A 22,137-nucleotide genomic window follows, 5' to 3' on the forward strand; every position below is an offset into this window, starting at 1 on the left:
GTATATCATGGAGGCGTGATGGCGAAAGCGGGCGATCCCGACCGCTCGGTCGAGCTGCTGTGGGACGGGCGGGGAGGGCTGAGCCTGGAGGCGATCGTGGGCGCGGCGGTCGAGGTGGCCGACGCCGACGGCTTGACCGGGCTGTCCATGCGCAAGGTCGCCGAACGGCTCGGCTTCACCACCATGTCCCTGTACCGCCACGTGCCCGGCCGTGACCACCTGGTCGACCTGATGCGCGACGCCGTGCACGGCGACCCGCTGCCGTCGGCGGACGGCGGCTGGCGGCCGGCTCTGGAGGCGTTCGCGCGGCACAGCTGGGAGCTGCGCGAACGGCACCCGTGGCTGGCCGAGCTCCCCGCTCGGTACGTGCCGGGGCCCAACGCGCTCGCCCACTACGAGCACGCGTTGAGCATCCTCGCGGACACCGGTCTCACGCCGGCCGAGGTGGTCGCGGCGGTCGGCCTGGTCGCCCGCTTCGTGGACGCCGAGGCGTCCGCCCTGGTCGAGGCCGCGCGGGCGGAGCGCGGCACCGGGGTGAGCGACGAGGAGTGGTGGGGTGCGCGGGACGCGTTGTTCGCCCGCTTCGACCGCTACCCGACGTTGACCCGGCTGTGGGAGACCGGCGGCTTCGACCAGCTGGACCCCTTTGGGTTCGGCTTGGCCCGGGTGCTCGACGGCATCGAGCTGCTGATCCGTCAGCGTGATGTAAAGCGTGATGAAACCTGTCGGGTTTGTGGTCAACCGGTGGTGCAACCGGCGTCCGGGCGGCCCCGCGCGTACTGCTCTCGGGCGTGCCAGCAACGCGCGTACCGGGGCCGCCGGTCGAGTTGAGCCGCCCACCGACTCCCGTCGACGGGCGGCTCGGACCATCAGGCCTGCACGGTCGGCAGCACCACCAGCTGCCGGAGGTTCACGTTCGCCGGTCGGCTGGTCGCGAACCCGACCACGTCGCCGATGTCGGCCGGGTTCAGCGGCGGCACGTCCTCCCGCCACTGCGCCAGGTGCGCCGCCACATCCGGGTTGTCGATGTGGTCGGCCAGCTCGCTGTGCACCAGGCCCGGCTCGATGTTCGTCACCCGCACGCCCAGCGGGCCCAGCTCCGTGCGCAGGTTCGCCGACAGGTGCGTGACGGCGGCCTTGGTGGCGGTGTAGACGGCGTAGTTGGGGAACGTGAGGTGCGCGCCGATCGACGAGATGTTCACCAGGTCGGCGGTGCCGGTCGCACCCGCCTCGACCAGGTCCGAGGTGAACGCCTTGGTCACGTTCAGCAGGCCCTTGACGTTCGTGTCGATCATCCGGTGCCACTCGTCGTCCCGGCCCTCGGTGAGGGGGTTCGCGAGCATCACACCCGCGTTGTTCACCACCAGGTCGACCCGGCCGAAGGCGGTGTGGATCGCCTCCACGGCGTCGGTGAGGTCACCGGTGACGTCGGCGGCCACGGCGAGCGCCTGCCCGCCCTCGGCGGCGATCTTGTCGGCCAGGTCGGTGAGCCGGTCCGCGCGGCGGGCCAGCAGCGCGACCTTCGCCCCGGACCGGGCGAGGACGAGCGCGATCTCGGCGCCGATGCCACTCGCGGCACCGGTGACAACGGCAGTGCGGTTGTTCAGGTCGTAGGTCATGGCGACAACATTGGACCTGGTCACCGCGGGTACCAGAGGCTCTGGTCAGCCTGTGGGACCGCGTTCCCTAGGTCTGGCAGTACCCAGGCTCGGCACGCGGCAGGCGGCCATACTGGGTGGGTGAACCACGACCTGGGCGAATTCCTCCGCAGCCGCCGGGCTCGCGTCCGCCCGGACGACGTCGGCCTGCCCGGTGGCGGTCGACGGCGCGTGCCGGGCCTGCGCCGCGAGGAGCTGGCGATGCTGGCCGGCGTGAGCGTGGACTACTACATGCGCCTCGAACAGGGCCGCACGCCCGCCGTCTCCGACTCGGTGCTGGACGCCGTCGCCCGCGTGCTGCGCCTGGACGAGACCGAACGCGCCCACCTGCGCAACCTCGTCCGCCCGGCGCCGGCCAAGCGGCCCGCGCCCCAACGCGTCCGACCGGGCCTGCGGCGGTTGCTGGAGATGGCCGTCGACGTGCCCGCGTTCGTGATGGGCCGCCGTTCGGACATCCTCGCCTGGAACCCCCTGGCCGACGCCCTCTACGGCTTCGGCGACCTGCCATTGGAGGACCGCAACTCGGCCAGGCACACGTTCCTGCGCCCGGAATCCCGCACGTTCTACCGCGACTGGCCCACCGTCGCCGCCGACATGGTGGCGTTCCTCAGGCTGGACGCGGGCCGCTACCCGGACGACGCCAGGGTCGCGGCGTTGGTGGGTGAGCTGTCGGTGAAGGACGAGACGTTCCGCAAGCTGTGGGCGCAGCACAAGGTGCTGGAGAAGACCCACGGCACCAAGCTCATCCACCACCCCGTGGTCGGCGACCTGGACCTCGACTACGAGACCCTGCAACCGACCGGCGACCCGGACATCGTGCTCGCGGTCTACACCGCTCGCGTGGGTTCACCGACCGAGGAGCGCCTCAAGCTCCTGGCGAGCTGGTCCGCAGCGCCTTCAGGAACGCCCTCAGAGCAGCAGGCCTGACCTCCAACACGGGCCCGTCCACGTTCTTCGAGTCCCGCACCGCGTCCAGCCCGGCCCGCACCTCGACGCACTCTCCGCCGCTGTTCCCGCTGTAGCTGCTCTTGCGCCAAGTCATGCCCCAACGCTATCAAGCAAGTCCGTCACCGAGACGGCCCACAACTCCTTGAAAACCGCCTCGTAGTGCGAGATCCGACTCTCCTCGTCCACCAACAGCCCGTCCGTCAACGTCTCCACGTACACGGTCTTGGCGCGGTCGCCGGGCGGCGTGAGGATCGAGAACGGGAAGTAGAGCGCGCTCGTCAGCCCCACGCGGTCCGGGATGATCCGCAGCGTGACGTGCGGCAGCTCCGACAGCCGTCGCAGGTGGGCGATCTGCTCGGTCCGGGTCTTCTTCGAGCCGACCGGTGCCCGCAACACCGCCTCCCGCACCACCATCGACAACTCGGGTGGGTTCGGACCGGTCAGTCGCGCCTGCCTGGCCAACCTCGCTTGAACCAGGCGCGTGACCTCGTCGGGTCGCAGCGCGCTGTTCGTCTCGATCACCGCCCGCGCGTAGTCCTCGGTCTGCACCAACCCGTGCAGGAGGTCCGGGCGGTAGGACTCGATCCTCCGCGCCGTCTCCTCGGTGTTGAAGAACTTGCGCAGCCGATCCGGGATGGCCGCGCCCCACGGCGTCTTCGGCCTGCGCCGCCGAGCTTCCTCACCCAGGTGCAGGAGATCCGCCCTCTCCTCGCCCTCGACCGCGAACAGGTCGAGGAGGGCGACCAGTTCCAGTGGCGGTACCGAGGTGTCGCCGCGCAGGATCGTGCCCACTTTCGACACCGAACAGCCCAGCGTGCGCATGATGTCCGCGCGGTCCTTCCCGCTGCGCCGCATCAGTTCCTTGAGCCGTTCAGCGAGCCGCGCGCGGTAGTCGGTCGGGCTCTGGCCGCTGGTGGTCATGGGTCTCCTCGTTTGATCACCGCCAGTTTGCCGGAGCCCACATAACCATCTCGTCACCTGATCAGGCGACTATCCAACCTGAGCGCTCACCTTTAGCGTCTGGGTATGACCAGTGATGAGCGTGAGTGGGTGGCGGAGGAGGCTCCGCGCCTGTTCGCCGTGGTGGAGCGCGAGCCGGAGTTCCAGGTGGCCGCCTGGGGGTTGGCGTTCGAGGAGAGCGCCCAAGTCGTGTCCGAGGACGGCAGCCTCCGCATGAGCCTGCAAGGTCCGGAGAGCTGCCTGCACCTGTTCAAGGGCGCCGAGCTGCTCTGGATCTAAGTCGGACAAATAATCTTGTCAAGACAGTCAAAGTTGTCTTAGGCTGGCCGCACACCGACGAACGGGAGCAGGCCATGTCCTTCCAGGCGTACCTCGACACCATCGAGCGCAAGACCGGCAAGACCCCCGCCGAACTGCTGGCCGAGGCGGGCGACCGCGGCTACGGCGCGACGACCAAGGCGGGCGTCGTCCTCGAATGGCTGAAGGACGACTACGACCTGGGCCGCGGTCACGGCATGGCGCTCTACCACGTGCTCAAGAACGGCACCGCGATCAGCGACAAGCACGTCGGTGGCACCGGCGCCCACCGGGACGCCTCCGCCACCCTGCGGATCGACGGCCTCGCCAACCGTTGATCCGCAGCGCGGCTCCGGTCAGGGACGTCCGGGGCGCTAGCCCAAGCGGCGCACCACGTGCATCTGGTGCTCGGTCTCGATGTCGTAGAGGTTGCGGATCTCCAACCCCTGCTTCCGGTGCGTCGCCGAGTTGATCAGCAACGGGGTGAGGCCGGAGTAGATGCCGTACCCGCCGGGCGCCAGCAGGTCCGCGTACATCCGGGCGAAGCGCCGAGGGGTCTCCGGGTCGTCGCCGATCTGGTTGTTGAGCAGGCCGCCCGAGTTGATGACGAAGTCGGCCGCCTTGAGGCCGATGTCGCCCAGCATGGCCCCGGCGTCGTGGCCGTACTCGAACATGTCCCGCACGAGGGCCGTCGTCCTGGCGAACGGGTGGGTGTCGGCGAGCGTCGCGAAGCGCTCCTCCGCCACGGCGATGTCGTCCTCGCTGTAGTCGACCACCACGTACCTCACCCGCAGGTCACCCTCGGGGCGTGCCCCGCCCAGCTCCCTGATGATCCGTTCGGCCAGGTCGCCGTTGCCGCCCGCGATGTCCAGGACGGTGATCGCGTCGCGGTCCGCGGGCACCAGGCTGATCAGGTACTGGGCGATCTTGGGGTGGACCTCGGCGTAGTAGGTCCGGCGGTTGCCGCCCTTGTCTATGCGCCAGTCGGCGGCCTTGCCCTGCCAGTGCGCGTCACCGGCGAGGGTCGGCGCCATGTGGCTGGTGTCGTACTCGACCTGGTCGCCCGCGTACAGGCGGCGCTGGCTGACGAGGTTGCCGACGAAGTTCCCGCCGACCTGCGCGTGCGAGGTCCCGTCGGCGAGCACGACCCGCCCGCCGGTCACCGTCTTCTGCGTGAGCTTCGGGTCGAGCACGCCCTCCACCAGCACGACCGGGACGCCGCCGAGGTCGAACTCGGAGCCCCTGGTGTCCACGCGCAGGATCTTGTGGTTCGGGCCGAGCGAGCCCGACCAGTCGGCCTCGGCCAGCGGCGCGAACGCGCTGCCTGCCAGGTTCTGCCGGAGCGAGGCCAGCGCCGCGGCCGCTTGGCCTCCGGGGAGCTGCGGGGGCACGCCGCGGCCGTCGACCACCCGGAACTTGAACAGCTCGGACACCTTCTTGTCGGTGCCGGCGAAGAGGGCGTCGGTGATGGACGGCACGTTGACCAGCAGCTTGGTGCGCTGGGCGATGACGTTCTCCATGGCCTGCTTGCGCAGCTCCATCAGGTGCGGCTCGCCGGGTGCCCCGGCACCGGTCGGCGCGGGGTTCTCGACCAGGAGCTCGGTGTACTCGCACGTGTAGGAGTAGGCGATCCAGGCCAGCGCGACGTCCGGGTCGTCCTTGGTGCTCCGCGCCTGCGCCTCGACGCCGTCGAACAGCCTGCCCAGGCGCGCGCGCTGCCCGACGTGCGAGACGTTCAGCAGTTCCATGGTCGCGCGGTGCTCGGTCAGCAGCTGGACGTGCACGCCGCGGCGGAGCACGGCCGAAATGCGGTCGAAAACCCCGACCAGGTTTCCGAGCTGCATGTCCTCGAGTTCGTGTCCTGGTCCGGTCATGATTCGATCCTCCCGGTTGTCGGCACGGTCAGACCAGCCCGTCGAACCACTTGGCGATCTCGTCGGCCAGGTGCGCCCTGATCCAGGCGAGCATTTCCGCGTCGTTCGACTCGTTCAGGTGCGGGATGCTCGCCGAGGTGATTTTCGCGGACCAGCCGGCAACGCCCTGCCAGGCGTTCACCGACTGCATCGGGAAGCACTGGAGCGGAACGCACAACGCGGCGTCCGGCGCCGGGCCGAGGCCGTCGGCGAGCACTTGCGCGGTCACGGTGCCGACCGGCGGGAAGAACGTCTGACCGTCATCGCTGCCGTGCCCGATGGTGATGACGATCAAGTACTTGGGCGTCGGTCGCGGAACGGGGACGGTAATCGACTTCGGCGCGGTCGAGAACTGATAGGGCCGCGCACCGTCCGGTAGCGGAACCTCGTCCGGCAGGTGGACGAGCGCGTCGTCCGGCGGCACGCAGAAGGTGATCCGGTCCTCGACGAACTCCGCCAGCACCCGCTGCACCTCGACCATGGCCTCGGGGTGGATCACCTCCTGGTCGAGGACCTGGTGCGGCACGCGGCTGGGGACGCCGTCGGCGACCAAACCGGCGAGTTCCTCCGTCTTGGCGTGGTTGGTCCGCAACTCCTTGTCGACCTCGACGTACTTCCGGCGAAATCGGGTGACGTAGTTCTGCGACACCTTGCCGCCGGCCCAGACGACGATTGCGTCCGTTTCGCCGATGATCTCCGTGCGCCTTCCGTCGTACTCCAGTTCGGCGTCGTTGAGGAGGGTGAACCTCCTGATCAAAGCCGGATCCGAGGTGCGGTGCGCCACGCGTTCGTTGACGAGTTCGACCAGCAGTAGATTCATGGGTGACCGCGGGAGGTTCGTTATGTAGACCTCCCGGTCCCGCAGTTTGTCGCGTAATCCGGCTAAATCCGCTTCGGTGGCGTCGGCCACGCCGTCGACCGTCATGCTTCCCCCTCGCAAGTGTGACGGCGAGCTTAGTCCTGAACGGCGGCACCCGACGTGAGATCACACGGTCGGCCTATGAGGAAACCGCAAAAAGTGGAAAGGCGCGGAAAAGTGTGGACCGCTCAGGAACAACGCGTCCCCTCGGGCGGCAGCTTCACCTCGATCAGGTACGCGTGCCCGGCGTCGTCCACGCACTCGTTGCCGTGGAAGTAGACGGTGTGCTGGTTGCCCTCGAACGTCAGCAGCCCGCCGCCCAACTCCTTCGCCAGGTTGGCACCCGCCTCGTACGGCGTCGCCGGGTCGCCCGTCGTCGAGATCACCAGCACTGGCGGCAGCCCGGACACCGGCTTGTGCTCCTGCACGCTCGGCGGCACGGGCCAGAACGCGCACGCGTCCAGCGCCGCGCCCGCCGGCTGGCCGTCGTCCAGGAACGGCGCGGCCTCCTTGTACCGCCGCGCCACGTCGTTGAGCACGTTCTTGTCCGTCACCCGGGGCTCGTCCACGCACTTCACCGCGACGAACGCGTCCGTGATCGTGGAGTAGCGCCCTTCCTTGTCGCGGTCGAAGTAGTTGTCCGCCAACAACATCAGCACGTCACCGCGGTTGTTCTTCAACTCCGTCAACCCGGAGTTCAGCGGCGCCCACAGCTCCTCCGAGTACATCGCCTGGATCGCGCCGGTGATCGCGTCGTTGTACGACAGCTTCCGCTCGCCCACCGCCACCGGCCGCTGCACCAGCGGCAGCGTCAGGTCCCGGAACGCCTGGTTCGCCTTCGCCGGATCCGTGCCCAGCGCGCAGTCCTGCCGCGTCGCGCACCACGCGGCGAACGCGTCGAACGCCTTCTGGAACCCGGCGCCCTGCGCGATCAGCGACTCGACCTGGTTCTGCGTCGGGTCGACCGCGCCGTCCAGCACGAGCGCCCGCACGTTGCCCGGGAACGCCTGCGCGTACGCCGCGCCGATGTGCGTGCCGTACGAGTAGCCCAGGTAGGTCAGCTTCTCGTCGCCGAGCGCGGACCGCATGACGTCCAGGTCGCGCACGACGTCCCGCGTGCCGACGTTGGCCAGCACGTCGGCGCCCGTCACCGCGGCGCACTTCTCCGCGTACGCCTTGTTCTCCGCCTCGGTCTGCGCCAGGCCCGCCGGTGACGTGTCGACGTCGTTGTCGAGCCGGTCGGCGTCCCGCTCGGCGTCGGTCAGGCACTTGACCTGCGGCTCGCTCGCCCCGATGCCACGCGGGTCGAACCCGATCAGGTCGAACCGCTCACCCACCGGCGACGACTTGACCTGCGAGCCCATGCCCGCCGCCGCGGCCATGCCGGACGCTCCCGGACCGCCCGGGTTCATCACGAGCGAGCCGATCCGGTCACCGGTCGCGGGCTGCCGCAGCAGGCCGATCTTGATCGTGCGGCCCTCGGGCTTGCCGTAGTCGAGCGGCACCTCCAAGCGGGCGCACTCGAGCGACTTCTTGTTCTTGAACAGCGACGTCGTCGTCCCGGTCGTCGCGTACGGCGCGCAGTCCTCCCAGCCCAACTGCTGGCCGTAGAACCGCTCGAGCCCCGCGGGCACGACCCCGGCCGGTCCTCTTTTCTCCAGCGCGGTCCCCGCCGTGGGCGACCCGGGCAGCACGCTCGTGCACGAGGCGAGGAGCGGGAGGGCGAGGAACAGCATCATCGGACGGCGCACGTCTTCGATCGTAGGTGTGACACGTCCGCCACAACGCGCGCCTTGGCTGCTCCGAGTGAGCGAGAATGCCCCCATGCCACAGCTCCGACTCGCCCTCGCCCAGGTCAACGCCTGTGTCGGCGACCTGGCGGGCAACACCGAACTTGTCGTCGAGTGGTCCCGCAAGGCCGTGGAGGCGGGCGCCCACCTCGCGGTCTTCCCCGAGATGGCGCTGACCGGGTACCCGGTCGAGGACCTGGCGCTGCGCGTGTCGTTCGCCGAGGCGTCCAAGGAGGCCCTGACCGCGCTCGCGGCCAGGCTGGACGACGCGGGGTGCGGTGAGCTGGCGGTGTTCGTCGGCTACCTCGACCGCGACGAGCGCGGCATGCGCAACGCCGCCGCCGTGCTGCACCGGGGCGAGGTGGTGGCCCGGCAGCACAAGCACCACCTGCCGAACTACGGCGTGTTCGACGAACGCCGGTACTTCACCCCCGGCGACACGCTCGACGTCGTGCGCGTGCACGGCGTGGAGGTCGGCATGGTGATCTGCGAGGACCTGTGGCAGGACGGCGGTCCGATCGCCGCCCTCGGGGAGGCGGGCGTGGACCTCGTGGTCTCGCCGAACGCCTCGCCGTACGAGCGGAAGAAGGACGACGCGCGGCTGCCGCTCGTGGCCCGGCGCGCGGTCGAGGCGGGCGCGCCCCTCGCGTACGTGAACCTGATCGGCGGGCAGGACGAGCTGGTGTTCGACGGTGACACGATGGTGGTGTCCGCGGACGGCTCGCTGATCACCCGTGCGCCCCAGTTCGTGGAGCACCTCGTCGTGCTGGACCTCGACCTCCCCGGCGGTGCGCCCCGCACGGAAGGTGGTTACGGCGGGTTTATGGTCCACCGCCGATCCTTGTCCCATGACCCCCTCCCGGCCTACGACCCGCTACCCGTGCCGCAGCCCGCCGAACCGCTGTCCGACGAGGCCGAGGTGTGGCACGCGCTCGTCACCGGCCTGCGCGACTACGTCCACAAGAACGGCTTCCGCTCGGTCGTCCTCGGGCTGTCGGGCGGCATCGACTCGGCGGTGGTGGCCGCGCTGTCGGTGGACGCCCTCGGCGCCGACCACGTCTACGGCGTGTCCATGCCGTCGGTGTACTCGTCGGACCACTCGAAGTCCGACGCCTACGACCTCGCCCAGCGCACCGGCTGCCACTACTCGGAGCAGCCGATCGCGGACATGGTCGGCGTCTTCGTCGACCAGCTCGGGCTGACCGGGCTGGCGGAGGAGAACGTCCAGGCGCGGTGCCGCGGCGTCACGTTGATGGGGTTGTCGAACCAGCACGGTCACCTGGTGCTGGCCACCGGCAACAAGACCGAGCTGGCCGTCGGCTACTCGACCATCTACGGCGACGCGGTCGGCGGGTTCGCGCCGATCAAGGACGTGCTCAAGACGCTGGTGTGGGACCTGGCGCGGTGGCGCAACGCGCAGGCGGAGAAGCTGGGCGAGCTGCCGCCGATCCCGGAGAACTCGATCAGCAAGCCGCCGTCGGCCGAGCTGCGTCCCGGCCAAGTCGACGCCGACTCGCTGCCGGACTACGAGCTGCTCGACTCGGTGCTGGACGACTACGTGGAGGGCGACAAGGGCTACCGCGACCTCATCGCCATGGGGTTCTCGCACGAACTGGTCGACAAGGTGCTGCGCATGGTCGACAAGGCGGAGTACAAGCGCCGCCAGTACCCGCCGGGCACCAAGATCACGTTCAAGGCCTTCGGGCGCGACCGCAGGCTGCCCATCACCAGCGGCTGGCGCGAGGGCTGACCGGACCGGTCACGCGGTGGCGGCCGTGCCGGTGGGCGCGGTCGCCTTCGCGGTCTTCGGCGTGCGATCGGCGCCGACCGCGCCCGCGATGGCCATCGCGCCGAGGACGATCAGCACGATGGCGAGCAGCCAGGCCAGCGCGATCAGGCTCGCCACCGGCCAGACGAGCACCACGATCCCGCCGATCGCGGTGACGGCCCCGGAGAACACCGCCCAGCCGCTCCGGCCGAACCCGTGGAAGATCTCGGCCACCCCGCCGACCACCCAGGTCGCGCCGAGCAGCAGCGCCAGCACCGCGAGGGTCTGGAACGGCGCGCGCAGGCACAGGATGCCCGCGACCAGCGCCAACAACCCGGCCACCGCCAACAGCCACCGCTGTCGTCCCGTCTCGTCCGCGGTGAAGGAGGCGGCGAGCCAGAAGATCCCGGTGACGAGCATCTCCACCCCGAACAACACCGCCGCCGTCAGCAGCGTGAGGCCGGGCCAGAGCAGGACGGCCAGCCCGATCAACAACGTGATCACCCCAAAGGCGATCCACAACCCCCGCCCACGCCCACCCTGCGCCTCAGCGCGCCGCCCCCGACCCTCGGCGTCCGCCTCAGCGCGCCGCCCCTGACCGCCGGTGTCCGCCTCAGCCCGTCGCCCCTGACCGCCGGTGTCCGCCTCAGCCCGTCGCCCCTGACCAGCGGTGTTCGCCTCGGGATGCGTCATGCGGCCATGGTCCGTCCCCCAACCCCAACCCGCACCCGCCACCGCCCCACACCGACCTTTCGAGTGACCCCACCAACCCTCCGGTGACGCACCGCACCCCCTAACCCACCGCACCTCCCTCCCCTCGCACACCTCTCGCCACCCTCCGCGCACATCTCTCGCCACACCTTCCAAGCGCACCCTCTCTTCACCCCTCCGGGCGCACTTGCCGCGCCCTCCGCCGTCCGCACCCTCCGCCCTCCGCCCCTCTGCGTGCGCCCACCCGCCTCGGCCATCCGCCTCCGCCCGCGCGCCGCTCCTCCGGCCGCTCCTCCGCCGGCCCCTCCGGCCGCACCTTCTCGCGCCCCACCGCATCCCCACCTCTCCGTGACGCGGCGCACATTCCATCTCCACCGTTGGAGTTAGCCGCAGAGTCGCCCTACCCTAATTCCAACGCCACAGTTGGATTCCTTTCGTCACCCCACGCGCCGAACCCGAACCTGGAGCTCGCGTTGGCCACCTCTCTCCCGAACCCCCACCCTCACCCCATGCGCCAGGGTCTCAAGCACCCCGACGGCCGCCCTCGCCGTCAAAACTGGTCCGTGACCCGATCACCCGTTGTGGTGACGGTCCTGGTGGCGGCCGTGATCCTGGCCGTGGGCCAGCTCTACCTGACCGTGCCGCTGCTGCCGGGCGTGGCCGAGCGCTACGGCATCACCCTCTCCACCGCGGCCTGGGTGGGCGGCGGCTTCGGCTTCGCGTTCGCCGCCGGCAACCTGCTCTTCGGCACCATCTCCGACCGCTACGACCGCCGCCACGTGATGGCTCTCGGCCTCGCCCTGAGCGCCGTGGCCAGCGCGATCGCAGGAGCCTCCACCGACTTCGCCCCGCTGCTCGCGGCTCGCGCCGTCCAGGGCTTCCTCGCCGCCGCGATCCCGTCCGTGTCGCTCGCCTACGTCGCCGAAGCCCTCCCACCGGCCCGCCGCGCGGTAGGCATCACCGCCGTCTCCGGCTCGTTCCTGCTGGCCGGCGTGATCGGCCAGGCCTACGCCCTCGGCGTCGACAAAGCGCTCGGCTGGCGCTGGGTCTTCTGGCTGCTGGCCCCGATGCTGCTGGCGGTAGCCGCCACCCTGACCCGCCTCCCGGAAATCCCCCGCCCAACCCCCACCGCCCTGGCCACCACGTTCACCCGCCTGGCCAACCTCCTCCGCCGCCCGGCGCTCCTGGTCGCCTACACCGGCGGAATCACCCTCCTGCTGACCTTCGTCGGCATGTACACGGCCCTGACCACCACCGTCGGCGACCGCTACGGCATCCACGACGCCGTCGACCTGCTCCTGCTCCGCCTCCCCGGCCTGCCGGGCATCGCACTGGGCCTCTTCGCCGGCCCATTGATCACGCGCTTCGGCGCCCACCGCGTCGCCCCGACCGCCTTCCTCACCGCCGCGGGCGGCCTGGCACTGGAAGCGGGCTCCACCACGCTCCCCGTGCTGCTCGTCGGCAGCGCGATCTTCGTCGCCGGCCTGGCCGTCACCATCCCGGCCCTGGTCACCCTGGTCGGCCGCGCCTCCGGCGAAGCGCGCGGCGCGGGCCTGGCGGGCTACGGCTTCCTGGTCGGCCTGGGCGGCGGCATCAGCCCGGTCCTCGTCACCGCCCTGGCCCCAGCCGGCTTCGCCGCCGTCTGCCTGACCCTCGCCGGCCTGCTCATCCTCGCGGCCACCGCGCTGGTCCTGGGCCCCCGCCCAACTCCCAACCCCGCCACCGTCTAACTCCCCGCCCCAACCCCGACTCCAACTCCCACCCTGATCCACATAACCCGGCCCGCCCACTACCCGCTTCCCTGATCGCCCGCCCCTTCCGGCCCTCCTGCTCCCGTTGCCGGCCGTGCCTTTCCGCTTGCGGGCCGTGCGTGGGGGCCGTGCTTGCGGGCCATGGGGGTGGTGCGTTGCCGCGGGGCCGGGTGGTGCGGCCGTCGTCTAGGGCTGGGCGGCGGTCGGGGCGGCGGAGTGGTCAGCCGCCGGGGTGGTCGAGCGTCGGGTAGCGGGTAGCGGGTAGCGGGTGGCGGGCGGTCGGGGGTGGTTTCGGCGGGTCCGCTGGTTTTCAACCGAGGTACGAGAACAGTGTTTCCGTACATTTTCGGGGCAGGTTCACCCGATCGTGTTTCTCGACCCCTCGGTCGAACCGAGCCTACCGCGAAGTCTTGACCTGCGCAGATGCCATTCGCCGAGCCGCCTCCACGACCGCTGCACGGCGGTGGGCCAGATCGACCTGCCCCGTCACCATCCGGGCCACCTGGGGCACCGCCAGCCACCACGACGACAGCGACATGATCAAGAACACCAGGTCGGCGGCCGCCGGCGACGCGAACATCACCCCGTCCGCCTGAGCCGACCGGAAAGCCTCGACCTTCCGCCGGTAGTGCGCCGCCCGCCCCTCCTCGTCGGGCACCGCCCCGTCCCCGTACGCCAACGCCTCCCACTGCAACAACCGCACCAGATGCGGATTCGCCACGTGGTAGTCGAAGCACCGCCCGGCGTACTCACCCACATCCCGCAACGACTCCGCGTCGAACGGCACGGCCGCCGCGATCTTCGCCAACTCGTCCGACAACACCGAGTGGAACAGCTGTTCCTTGTCGCCGAAGTAGTTGTACAACCGCTCCTTGTTCACCCCGGCCCGCGCCGCGATCCGCTCCACCCGAGTGCCCGCCAACCCGTGCGCGGCGAACTCGACGACCGCCGCCTCCTTCAGGCGCCGACGCGTCTCCTCGGTGTTCCAAGCCACCCCGCGATGGTATCCAACCGAACCGTTGAAGCCGGAAACCCGGAACTCAACGACCCGCACGGGGCAGCAGCAGCGACACCACCGCCCCGACACCGCAGATCACCGCCGTGATCCAGAAGATCTCGTGGTACTCCGTCAGCAACGCCGCCGTCAGCGCCTCCCGGTAAGCCGCCGCCTTCTCGGCGAACTCCTCCGGCGACATCCCGAACGGCAGCGGCGTGTCCAGGTCCGCCGTCAGCTCGCGGAACCGGTGCAGGCCCCACGCCGACAACCCGGCCACCCCGACCAGCATCCCGGTCATCCGCGCCACCACCACCGCGGCCGACGCCACACCGTGCTGCGCGGACGGCACGACCCGCAGCACCGCCGCCGACACCGGCGCGATCACCAAACCCAACCCGAACCCGGCCACCGCCAGGTCCCGCCCCACCACGAACGACGACACCGAAGCCGGCCACTGGGCGATCAGCACGTACGCGCCCGAAGCCACCGCCAACCCGACGAACGACACCCACCGGTCACCCAACGGGGTGCGCGCCGCCAACCACCCGCCGACCAACGCGCCCACCGGCAACGCGATCAGGAACCGCGCCAACATCCCCGCCGCCGCGGCCGAGTCACGCCCCAGGACGGTCTGCGCGAACAGCTCCACGTCCACCAACGTCACCATCAACGCCGCACCGGCCGCCAACGACACACCCAGCGACGCCAGGAACGGCCGCATGGCCACCCCCGCCGGATCCAGCAGCCGCACCGACGACCGCCGCTCCCACAGCACGAACCCGACGAACACCACCGCGGCCCCACCCAGCGCCGGCCATCCCCACGACGGCAGCACCGACCGCGACGGATCGGGGTTGTACAGCCCCACGACCAGCAACGACAACGCCAACGCCAACAAGCCGCCGCCGACGAAGTCGATCCGCACCGACGACCGGACCGACCGCGGCACGGTCACCTGCACGACCGCCATCGCGACCGCCGCCAACGGCAGGTTCACCCAGAACACCCACCGCCAGCTCTGCGGCTCCACCGACTCGAAGAACGACCACGCGTTGAACAACGACGCCAACCCGACGCCGTACAGCGTGCCGAGCACACTGCCCAACTCCTGCGCCGCGCCCACCACACCCAACGCCGACGCACGCCGTTCGGCCGCCCACAGGTCCGCGACCAGCGCCATCGTCACCGGCAGCAACGCCCCACCGGCCAGCCCCTGCACCACCCGCCCGGCCACCAGCAGCGGCAGGTCGCCCGCCAACGCGGTCACCGCCGAGCCGACCGCGAACCCGACCAGGCACAGGTGCAGCACCAACCGCCGCCCGAACCGGTCCGACAACTGCCCGAGCAACGGCATCCCGGCGACGTACCCGAGCAGGTACCCGGTCACCACGGGCGTCGCGCGTTCCAGGTGGTTCACCGGGATGCCCAGGTCACGCACCATGTCCACGAGCACGCCGACGACCACGTACGCGTCGAGCGCGCCCAGCAGCACCGCCGTCGCGCCCGCGCCGATCGCCAGCCGCCGAGCCCTGACCGCGCCCACCGCACCCACCCCGGAACCCACCGCCGAACTCACGCGGGCGGCGAAACGGTGACGGGCTTGTTGAAGTCGGACAGCTCGATCGTCACCTTCGCGCCGCTCGGCAGCGTGAACAGCGCCTTGCGCAGCTTCTCGTCCTGCACCGAGAACGTCGACGCGACGTCCGCGTCGATCCCCGGCACCAGCCCGGCGACCACGTCACGCGGCACGGTCGCCTCGACCACCGCCACGCCGTCGTCGTTCGCCACCGTCTTCGCGTCACGCGCGTCGGCCAGCACGCGGGCCACGCCCCGGTCCGGGTCCAGGATCGCGGTCGGGTCGTACACCTGGCCCGCCAGCGCCGCGGGCAGCTTGGTGAAGCCGCCCGTCGGACCCTTGAAGTGCAGGTCCTGCCCGACCAGCACGTACTCGATCTCGATCAGCTGGCCGAACTGCTCGACCTTCGCCCGCCCCTGCGACTCGCCCTCGGCGTTCAGGTCGCCCTCGGCGTCCTTCACGGTCACGCCCGGCAGCTCGCCGTCGACCTTGATCGTGAAGTGGGTGCTGGTCACGGACTTCATCCCGGCGGACGCCTTGGCCAGCAGGTCCGGCCCGTCGGGCAGGGCCCCGGCGCCACCGGAGGACGTGCAGCCCGCCACGACGGCGAGCACGAGCGACCCGATCAGGGCGCGACGAGGGAGCATGGGGTGAATCGTAGATCGAGCCGTCCCGGGGCACCGCGAAACACCACGGCAAGTCCCTGACCTGCGCAATCCTCTCGGGGCGGCAAACGGCCCAGTGCGTTCGGCCGAGTCGGCAACGCACGGTTAACCGTCCTTACCTAGGCTTCGGGTCATGAACCGCCAGCAGGAGTTCGTGCTCCGCACCCTCGAGGAACGCGACATCCGGTTCGTCCGGCTCTGGTTCACCGACGTCCTGGGCTTCCTCAAGTCGGTGGCGATCGCTCCCGCGGAGCTCGAAGGCGCCTTCAGCGAGGGCATCGGCTTCGACGGCTCCGCCATCGAGGGCTTCGCCCGCGTGTACGAGTCCGACATGGTGGCCAAGCCGGACCCGTCGACGTTCCAGGTGCTGCCCTGGCAGACGCCAGACAAGAGCCACTACTCGGCGCGGATGTTCTGCGACATCGCCATGCCGGACGGCTCCCCGTCGTGGGCGGACCCGCGGCACGTGCTGCGCCGCACCCTGGCCAAGGCCAGCGAGGCGGGCTTCACCTGCTACGTGCACCCGGAGATGGAGTTCTTCCTGCTCAAGGGCCTGCCGGACGACGGCAGCGAGCCCGCCCCGGCGGACAACGGCGGCTTCTTCGACCAGACCAGCCACGAGACCGCCACCCACTTCCGCCGCCACGCCATCGAGGCGCTGGAGGCGATGGGCATCTCGGTCGAGTTCAGCCACCACGAGGGCGCGCCCGGCCAGCAGGAGATCGACCTCCGCTACGCCGACGCGCTGACCATGGCCGACAACGTGATGACGTTCCGGTACGTGATCAAGGAAGTCGCGATCACGCAGGGCGTGCGGGCCTCGTTCATGCCCAAGCCGTTCACCGACCAGCCCGGCAGCGGCATGCACACGCACGTCAGCCTGTTCGAGGGCGACCGCAACGCGTTCTACGACGCCGAGGACCCGTACCAGCTGTCCGACACCGGCAAGATGTTCGTCGCCGGCCTGCTCAAGCACGCCCGCGAGATCTCCGGCGTGACCAACCAGTGGGTGAACTCCTACAAGCGGCTGATCGTGGGCGGCGAGGCGCCGACGGCGGTGTGCTGGGGCCACGCGAACCGGTCCGCGCTGGTCCGCGTGCCGATGTACTCGCCCGGCAAGTCGTCGTCGCGCCGGGTGGAGATCCGCTCGCTCGACTCCGCCTGCAACCCGTACCTGGCCTACGCGGTGATACTGGCGGCCGGGCTCAAGGGCATCGAGAAGGGCTACGAGCTGCCGCCGCCCGCCGAGGACGACGTGTGGTCGCTGACCGACCGCGAACGGCGCGCCGCCGGGTACGACAACCTGCCGCAGAATCTCGGCGAGGCGTTGACCGAGATGGAGAACTCCGAACTGCTCCCCGAAGCGCTGGGCGAGCACGTGTACGACTTCTTCCTGCGCAACAAGCGCACCGAGTGGGACGCGTATCGGCGCAGCGTCACGCCGTACGAGTTGCGCACCCTGTTGCCGGTCCTGTGAGGGAGACACCCGTGCGGGTGGTCCACACCGGGCACTCGGAGAAGCTAGGTTTGCAGACCGTGACCGAGGTGCCCGCGCGTCCGGAATCCCGTCCCACGTTCATCGCCTGCACGGTGGCGACCGCCGCCGAACTGCCCGCGGTGAAGGTGCTGTCCAGCTCTTTCCTGGCCAACCACCCGCAGGCCAGGTTCATGGCGCTGGTGGTCGACGCCCTGCCGGAGAACTCCGGTCCGGGCCTCGTCACCCCCGCCGACCTGGGGATGAGCCAGGACGAGCTGGCCGAGCTGGCCACCGGCTGCACGGCGTCGCAGCTGTGCGGCGTGCTGCGGCCCAAGCTGCTGGAACAGCTGCTCGGCCAGGGCGTGCCCGTGCTCTACCTGGACCCGTGGGTGCAGGTGCTCCACCCGCTCACGGACCTGGTCGAGGCCGCCGTGCGCCGCGGCCCGCTGGTCCTGGTGCCGCGGGCGCTGCGGCCGCTGCCGGACGACGGCCTGCGCCCGACACCCACCGAGCTCATCGAAACCGGCGTCTTCGACCCGGGATTCCTGCTGGTCGCACCGGGCGCCGAGCCGTTCCTGCGGTCGCTCGGCGAGCAGCTGCGCCGCACTCCGGACGCCACCAAGGCCGTGCTCGACATGGCTCCCGCGCTGGTCAACCTGCACGTCCTGCGTGACGCGACGGTCGGCCTGTCGGTGTGGAACGCCTCGCAACGAGACCTCCACCGCCGCCCGGACGGCACGTTGACGACGATCGGCGAGCCGGTCCGCAGCGTCCACTTCGCCGGCTTCGACCCCCACCGCCCTTGGCTGCTGTCCGCCGCCTTCGCCGACCGCCCCCGGGTCCTGCTCTCGGAGCACCCGCACCTGGCGGAGCTCTGCACGGCGTACCGGGCGGAACTGGTGCGCAAGGGCCATTCACCGCAGAGGGTCCGCTACGGCTTCGGCCAACTGCCGGACGGCACCCAGATCCCGGACGAACTGCGCGCGGACTACCGCGAAGCCGCCCGCACCCACCCGGGCTCGGCCTTCAGCCCAGGCACCACGGCCGCCGCCGAGCAGGCCACCGACACCCCACCCCCTGTCACCACGCCGACCGTGAACGGCACCCACCCGCCCACGGCGCCCGCGAACCTGATCCACCAGCCGGATCCGGCCGCCGCGGAAGCGCTCGCCGATCACGAAGCACCCACACCTGCCCAGCCCGAGCCGGAAACCGCCGAGCGGGAAACCACCGAGCCGGAATCGACCACCGCCGAGCCCGCCGACTCCGCACCGGCCGCTGAAGACGAGCCCGCCGCCGAGGGTGCCGAGCCGGCCGACCCTGCCGCCGACCGCGCCGAGCTTGCCGGCGACAGCGCCGGCCATCCTGCACCATCCGCCGAAGCCGAAGCCGAAGCCGAAGCCGAAGCCGAAGCCGAAGCCGAAGCCGAAGCCGAAGCCGAAGCCGAGCCGACCGCCGACCTCACCGCGTCCGGGCCCGCATCCGCGTCCGCGTCCGCCGAGATCGAGCCGGGCATCACCGCTTCAGCACCCGAAACCCCTGAGCCCGCCGCCGACCAGCCCCACCCGGCCGCCGAGCCCTCCGCACCCCTCCCCAGCTCCGGCACCGACCCGGCTATCCCGTCACCGGCTGTCGAATCACCGGCCGCCGCAACCCCGGTCGCTGCAGCCCCGGTCGCTGCAACCCCGGCCCTCGCATCACCGTCCACCCGCCGCACGCCACCCCCGGCCTTCGGTCCGGACGGCGGAGCGGCGTTCGTGGCCTGGGCGAGCGAGTCCGTGCCCGGCCTACCCGGCAGCACGCGCTGGGCCGTCGCGCTCTGGCGTTCCGACGAGGCCCTCCGCGCCCAGTTCCCCGACCCGTTCGGCGAGGACGGCCCGGCGTTCCGCGACTGGTGCGCGACCGTCGGCGTGGCCGCGGGCCGGTTGCCGGTGGCCGCCGTGCCGCGGCCCCGCGCCGAAGGACCCGTGCTGCACGACCAGCTCGGCGTCTCCGTCCTCGGCTCCGGCCCGATCGCCGAGCTCGTCCACGCCGCCGCCCGCGCGTCCGGCCTCCCGACCTCGACCGACGCCGGCTACCCGGTCGTGATCCGCGTCGGCGCCACCGAACGCGTGCCGGACAGCCGCTTCGTCGTCGACTACCTCCTCGACGACGACCAGCCGACCGACGCGGCCGAACTCTGGGTCCCCTCCGAGACGACCCGCGCCACCCTCGAACGCCAGGGCGGCCCGACCGTCCGCGTCCTCCCGCTCCCCGTCCCGGAAGCCGAGGACCAAGCCCTCGAAGCACACGATGGGGTGATCTTCGGCGCTCTCGCCGATCACGCCCTCGACCGCGCGGGCAACGTGCTGGGCGCCGTCTCCGCGTTCCTCTCCGCCTTCCCCGACCGCAACGACGTGACGCTGCGCATCGAGGTCGGCAACGCGCACGCGCACCCAGAGGCCGCCGAACGGCTGCGCCTGGCCACCGCCGCGGACCCGCGCATCGAGCTGGTCGACACCCTCGGCGCCGTCGACTGCCTCGTCCACCTGCACCGGGGCGGCGCGTGCGACCGGATCGCGCACACCCTCGCCGAGCACGCCGCCCGCGCCACGCCGATCCTGACCTCCGACCACGGCGCGGTCGCCGAGCTGTTCGACAAGAACGCGGTGATCTTCGTGCCGTGCCGCCAGGGCGTCGAACCCGACGTCCAGGCCGCCGCCAAGCTCATGCGCGCCCTCGCCGAAGACCTGCCGACGGCCGTCGCGATCGGCCTCAAGGGACGCGACCACGTCCGCGCCACCCGTGACGTCGCCAAGGTCGGCGAGATCCTCCGCGAACGCGTCGAGCACGCCTACCGCGGCTGGCGCGCCCGCCGGGCCAAGCCCGCGCCGACCGTCGACCCGCTCAAGGCGCTGCACTCGGCGAAGCACGCCCTGCTGCGCCAACCCGACGTCGGCACGGCCAGCCGCACGCCCATGGCGCCGCAGCTGCGCAAGATGGTCCTGCGCGTCCTCGACCACTACGACAACCACATGCGCGACGTGCTCACGTCCCTGGTCGACGGGGTCGAGCGCACGGTCTCCGAGCTGGTCCGCCGCCAGGACGACATCTCCGGCGGCGTCGGCCTGAGCGAGCTGGAGGTGCTGCGCGCCGAGCTGGAACAGCACGCCGAGCACCAGGGCCACCTCGCCGACCAGCTCGTGGGCGTCGACGACGCCGTCGTCCGGGTCCGCGCGGACATGGCCGGCCAGGGACGGCGGGTGCGCGAGATCGAAGACGCGGTGGTCGCCGAGGCCGCCAAGCGCGCCAAGCAGGGCGACGCCCTGGCCCAGCGCATCGACAAGCTCGCCGTCGCGCTCGAACGCACCCTCGACCGGATCGACTCGCTGGAGTCCAAGGTCGTGGACGTGCTGCGCGACCGCGACACCAAGCTCGACGTCGGCCTGCGCGCCGCGAACCAGGCCCAGCAGACCGCCGACGCCCTGCGCCGCGTCGTCGTGCGCGAGCACGAACGGCACAGCGACTCCGTGCCGCGCAGCTCGCTCGTGCTGACCGACGTCGGCCTGCTGCGGCTGCCGTCGGACGACGCGTTCATGCTGCCGATGCTGTCCAGCAACGGGGTGTGGGAGAGCGACCTGTCCGAGCTGATCGACGCGGTCGTCGAGCCGGACGGGATCTTCCTCGACGTCGGCGCGTACATCGGGTACCAGACCGTGCGCATGCTCAGCCGGTTCGGCACGGGCGGTGCGGTGGTCGCGGTCGAGCCGTGCGAGTCGTCGCGGGCGCTGCTGCGGCACAACGTCGACGTCAACTTGCCCGAACGGGTGGCGCAGCAGCTCGTCCTGGTCGACGCCGCCGCGTGGGAGAGCACCGGCGAGCTGGCCACCCAACCGTCGTTGACGGGCGGGGTGTCGGTGGCGCCGCTGCCGGAGGGCGCCGGTGACGACGTGCCGCGGGTGCGTGCGGCCAGGCTCGACAAGGAGCTGGAGGCCGTGCCGTTGTTGCAGGGCCGCAAGCTGTCCGTCGTCCGGGTCGACGCGCCCGGTCGCGGTCATCGCGCGCTGGCCGGACTGGTGCGCCTGCTGCGCCGGGATCGCCCGCACGTGTTCCTGGACTTCTCCGCCACGGCGACGGCGGGTTTCGGCGACGATCCGGTCACGGTCTTGAAGGAGTTCCGGATCTGGGGCTACGACCTGGTGCCCGTGCCGACCCGCGAACCGGCCACGCCGGAGCAGATCGTCACCGCGATGGAGGGCATGCGGTCCATCTCGCTCTGGCTGCGACCCCGTCCGGTGGCGCCCAAAGGACCGGGTCCACAGGTGGCCATGCCGGCGCGCACCGCTCCAGCAGGCCGCTGACCAGGCGATTTGACACCGGCGAAGGTCATGAGTAACTTTTACCGAGTCGCCAGCAAGAACCTCGGAACGAGCGGTTGACACCGCGAATCGGGCCGAGTAGACTACTGCGGCGTCAAGCTCCCAGAAACGAATAAGCAGCACAGCGTGCTGCCTCCGCTCTGGAAACTGATACAAATTGAATGCTAAGCGAGTTTGTCGCGGAGCCGAGAAGCCGAAACCGGCCGATTTGACACCGCGAAAACGAACGAGCTAAGGTTTCACCACAGCAAGCGAAACACCGGAAACACAAAGCCCCGGAATGAACCGCGGTAAGACGCGGGACGTGATGGTGAGCGCGTGTTCTTTGAGAACTCAACAGCGTGCCGAATAGCCAGTAAATTTATGAACCTCGTCAAGAGGTTTCCTTTGAGATTGTTACTGGACAACT

The 22,137-nt window shown here is 70.7% G+C and carries 18 protein-coding genes; 8 read left to right on the plus strand and 10 right to left on the minus strand.

Annotated elements, in window-relative coordinates:
- The first annotated feature begins 18 nt into the window (after positions 1-18).
- Complete coding sequence (locus ACZ7GX_RS09345; RefSeq protein WP_498774656.1) at positions 19-831, plus strand: TetR/AcrR family transcriptional regulator; 813 nt, start codon at positions 19-21, stop codon at positions 829-831.
- Between the two features lie 38 nt (positions 832-869).
- Here ACZ7GX_RS09345 and ACZ7GX_RS09350 read toward each other — a convergent pair whose 3' ends face one another.
- Positions 870-1,619, minus strand: a complete 750-nt coding sequence (locus ACZ7GX_RS09350) for an SDR family oxidoreductase (protein WP_498774610.1) — start codon at positions 1,617-1,619, stop codon at positions 870-872.
- A gap of 120 nt (positions 1,620-1,739) precedes the next feature.
- On the opposite strand from ACZ7GX_RS09350, the gene ACZ7GX_RS09355 reads away from it, so the two are divergent.
- A complete protein-coding gene (locus ACZ7GX_RS09355) occupies positions 1,740-2,585 on the plus strand; it encodes a helix-turn-helix transcriptional regulator (protein ID WP_498774612.1) in 846 nt (281 codons plus the stop codon).
- On the opposite strand, the gene ACZ7GX_RS09360 is transcribed toward ACZ7GX_RS09355, so the two are convergent.
- Together ACZ7GX_RS09360 and ACZ7GX_RS09365 are read right to left on the minus strand one after the other, a co-directional pair.
- Entirely contained in the window at positions 2,524-2,700 is a 177-nt protein-coding gene (locus ACZ7GX_RS09360) for a DUF397 domain-containing protein (RefSeq protein ID WP_498774614.1), read from the minus strand. The genes ACZ7GX_RS09355 and ACZ7GX_RS09360 overlap by 62 nt on opposite strands.
- Positions 2,697-3,527: a helix-turn-helix domain-containing protein gene (locus tag ACZ7GX_RS09365; RefSeq protein ID WP_498774616.1), complete on the minus strand. Its 831-nt coding sequence runs from the start codon at positions 3,525-3,527 to the stop codon at positions 2,697-2,699. The genes ACZ7GX_RS09360 and ACZ7GX_RS09365 overlap by 4 nt, the downstream gene beginning before the upstream one ends.
- Positions 3,528-3,632: 105 nt before the next feature.
- Between ACZ7GX_RS09365 and ACZ7GX_RS09370 the strand changes: the two genes are divergently transcribed.
- Both ACZ7GX_RS09370 and ACZ7GX_RS09375 read left to right on the plus strand, forming a co-directional pair.
- The gene (locus tag ACZ7GX_RS09370; RefSeq protein ID WP_498774618.1) at positions 3,633-3,845 is read left to right on the plus strand and encodes a hypothetical protein; all 213 of its coding nucleotides are present in this window, start codon (positions 3,633-3,635) and stop codon (positions 3,843-3,845) included.
- A 74-nt stretch (positions 3,846-3,919) separates the two neighbouring features.
- Entirely contained in the window at positions 3,920-4,201 is a 282-nt protein-coding gene (locus ACZ7GX_RS09375) for a DUF4287 domain-containing protein (protein WP_498774620.1), read from the plus strand.
- A 36-nt stretch (positions 4,202-4,237) separates the two neighbouring features.
- On the opposite strand, the gene ACZ7GX_RS09380 is transcribed toward ACZ7GX_RS09375, so the two are convergent.
- From ACZ7GX_RS09380 to ACZ7GX_RS09390, 3 genes are all read right to left on the minus strand, one after another.
- Positions 4,238-5,737: a class I SAM-dependent methyltransferase gene (locus tag ACZ7GX_RS09380; RefSeq protein WP_498774622.1), complete on the minus strand. Its 1,500-nt coding sequence runs from the start codon at positions 5,735-5,737 to the stop codon at positions 4,238-4,240.
- A gap of 28 nt (positions 5,738-5,765) precedes the next feature.
- Positions 5,766-6,701 carry a hypothetical protein gene (locus ACZ7GX_RS09385; RefSeq protein WP_498774624.1) on the minus strand — a complete coding sequence of 312 codons (936 nt, stop codon included), beginning with the start codon at positions 6,699-6,701 and terminating at the stop codon, positions 5,766-5,768.
- Between the two features lie 122 nt (positions 6,702-6,823).
- Positions 6,824-8,371, minus strand: a complete 1,548-nt coding sequence (locus tag ACZ7GX_RS09390) for an alpha/beta hydrolase (RefSeq protein ID WP_498774658.1) — start codon at positions 8,369-8,371, stop codon at positions 6,824-6,826.
- 88 nt (positions 8,372-8,459) lie between these two features.
- On the opposite strand from ACZ7GX_RS09390, the gene ACZ7GX_RS09395 reads away from it, so the two are divergent.
- Positions 8,460-10,175, plus strand: a complete 1,716-nt coding sequence (locus ACZ7GX_RS09395; protein WP_498774626.1) for an NAD+ synthase — start codon at positions 8,460-8,462, stop codon at positions 10,173-10,175.
- Between the two features lie 9 nt (positions 10,176-10,184).
- Here ACZ7GX_RS09395 and ACZ7GX_RS09400 read toward each other — a convergent pair whose 3' ends face one another.
- Positions 10,185-10,697, minus strand: coding sequence for an HdeD family acid-resistance protein (locus tag ACZ7GX_RS09400; protein ID WP_498774628.1), 513 nt, complete (start codon positions 10,695-10,697; stop codon positions 10,185-10,187).
- 770 nt (positions 10,698-11,467) lie between these two features.
- Here ACZ7GX_RS09400 and ACZ7GX_RS09405 point away from each other — a divergent pair.
- Positions 11,468-12,634, plus strand: a complete 1,167-nt coding sequence (locus ACZ7GX_RS09405) for an MFS transporter (protein ID WP_498774630.1) — start codon at positions 11,468-11,470, stop codon at positions 12,632-12,634.
- Positions 12,635-13,052: 418 nt separating this feature from the next.
- Here ACZ7GX_RS09405 and ACZ7GX_RS09410 read toward each other — a convergent pair whose 3' ends face one another.
- From ACZ7GX_RS09410 to ACZ7GX_RS09420, 3 genes are read right to left on the minus strand one after another with little or no spacing between them, the layout of a single operon-like run.
- Positions 13,053-13,649, minus strand: a complete 597-nt coding sequence (locus ACZ7GX_RS09410; RefSeq protein ID WP_498774632.1) for a TetR/AcrR family transcriptional regulator — start codon at positions 13,647-13,649, stop codon at positions 13,053-13,055.
- 46 nt (positions 13,650-13,695) lie between these two features.
- On the minus strand, positions 13,696-15,195 hold the full coding sequence (locus tag ACZ7GX_RS09415; RefSeq protein ID WP_498774634.1) for an MFS transporter: 1,500 nt from the start codon (positions 15,193-15,195) through the stop codon (positions 13,696-13,698).
- Between the two features lie 29 nt (positions 15,196-15,224).
- Positions 15,225-15,875 (minus strand): LppX_LprAFG lipoprotein, encoded by a 651-nt coding sequence (locus ACZ7GX_RS09420; protein ID WP_498774636.1) that lies wholly within the window; start codon positions 15,873-15,875, stop codon positions 15,225-15,227.
- Positions 15,876-16,026: 151 nt separating this feature from the next.
- Between ACZ7GX_RS09420 and ACZ7GX_RS09425 the strand changes: the two genes are divergently transcribed.
- Positions 16,027-17,370, plus strand: coding sequence for a glutamine synthetase family protein (locus tag ACZ7GX_RS09425; RefSeq protein ID WP_053715424.1), 1,344 nt, complete (start codon positions 16,027-16,029; stop codon positions 17,368-17,370).
- A gap of 11 nt (positions 17,371-17,381) precedes the next feature.
- Positions 17,382-21,710: an FkbM family methyltransferase gene (locus ACZ7GX_RS09430; RefSeq protein WP_498774638.1), complete on the plus strand. Its 4,329-nt coding sequence runs from the start codon at positions 17,382-17,384 to the stop codon at positions 21,708-21,710.
- The last annotated feature ends 427 nt before the right edge of the window (positions 21,711-22,137 follow it).

The sequence above is a fragment of the Actinosynnema sp. NPDC037264 genome, assembly GCF_055603705.1.

Excerpts from the sequence above, each read along its gene's own strand:
- ACZ7GX_RS09345 (WP_498774656.1), top strand. The coding sequence starts at position 19 with ATGGCGAAAGCGGGCGATCCCGACCGCTCGGTCGAGCTGCTGTGGGAC.
- ACZ7GX_RS09350 (WP_498774610.1), bottom strand. The coding sequence starts at position 1,619 with ATGACCTACGACCTGAACAACCGCACTGCCGTTGTCACCGGTGCCGCG.
- ACZ7GX_RS09360 (WP_498774614.1), bottom strand. The coding sequence starts at position 2,700 with ATGACTTGGCGCAAGAGCAGCTACAGCGGGAACAGCGGCGGAGAGTGC.
- ACZ7GX_RS09365 (WP_498774616.1), bottom strand. The coding sequence starts at position 3,527 with ATGACCACCAGCGGCCAGAGCCCGACCGACTACCGCGCGCGGCTCGCT.
- ACZ7GX_RS09370 (WP_498774618.1), top strand. The coding sequence starts at position 3,633 with ATGACCAGTGATGAGCGTGAGTGGGTGGCGGAGGAGGCTCCGCGCCTG.
- ACZ7GX_RS09375 (WP_498774620.1), top strand. The coding sequence starts at position 3,920 with ATGTCCTTCCAGGCGTACCTCGACACCATCGAGCGCAAGACCGGCAAG.
- ACZ7GX_RS09380 (WP_498774622.1), bottom strand. The coding sequence starts at position 5,737 with ATGACCGGACCAGGACACGAACTCGAGGACATGCAGCTCGGAAACCTG.
- ACZ7GX_RS09385 (WP_498774624.1), bottom strand. The coding sequence starts at position 6,701 with ATGACGGTCGACGGCGTGGCCGACGCCACCGAAGCGGATTTAGCCGGA.
- ACZ7GX_RS09390 (WP_498774658.1), bottom strand. The coding sequence starts at position 8,371 with ATGCTGTTCCTCGCCCTCCCGCTCCTCGCCTCGTGCACGAGCGTGCTG.
- ACZ7GX_RS09395 (WP_498774626.1), top strand. The coding sequence starts at position 8,460 with ATGCCACAGCTCCGACTCGCCCTCGCCCAGGTCAACGCCTGTGTCGGC.
- ACZ7GX_RS09420 (WP_498774636.1), bottom strand. The coding sequence starts at position 15,875 with ATGCTCCCTCGTCGCGCCCTGATCGGGTCGCTCGTGCTCGCCGTCGTG.
- ACZ7GX_RS09425 (WP_053715424.1), top strand. The coding sequence starts at position 16,027 with ATGAACCGCCAGCAGGAGTTCGTGCTCCGCACCCTCGAGGAACGCGAC.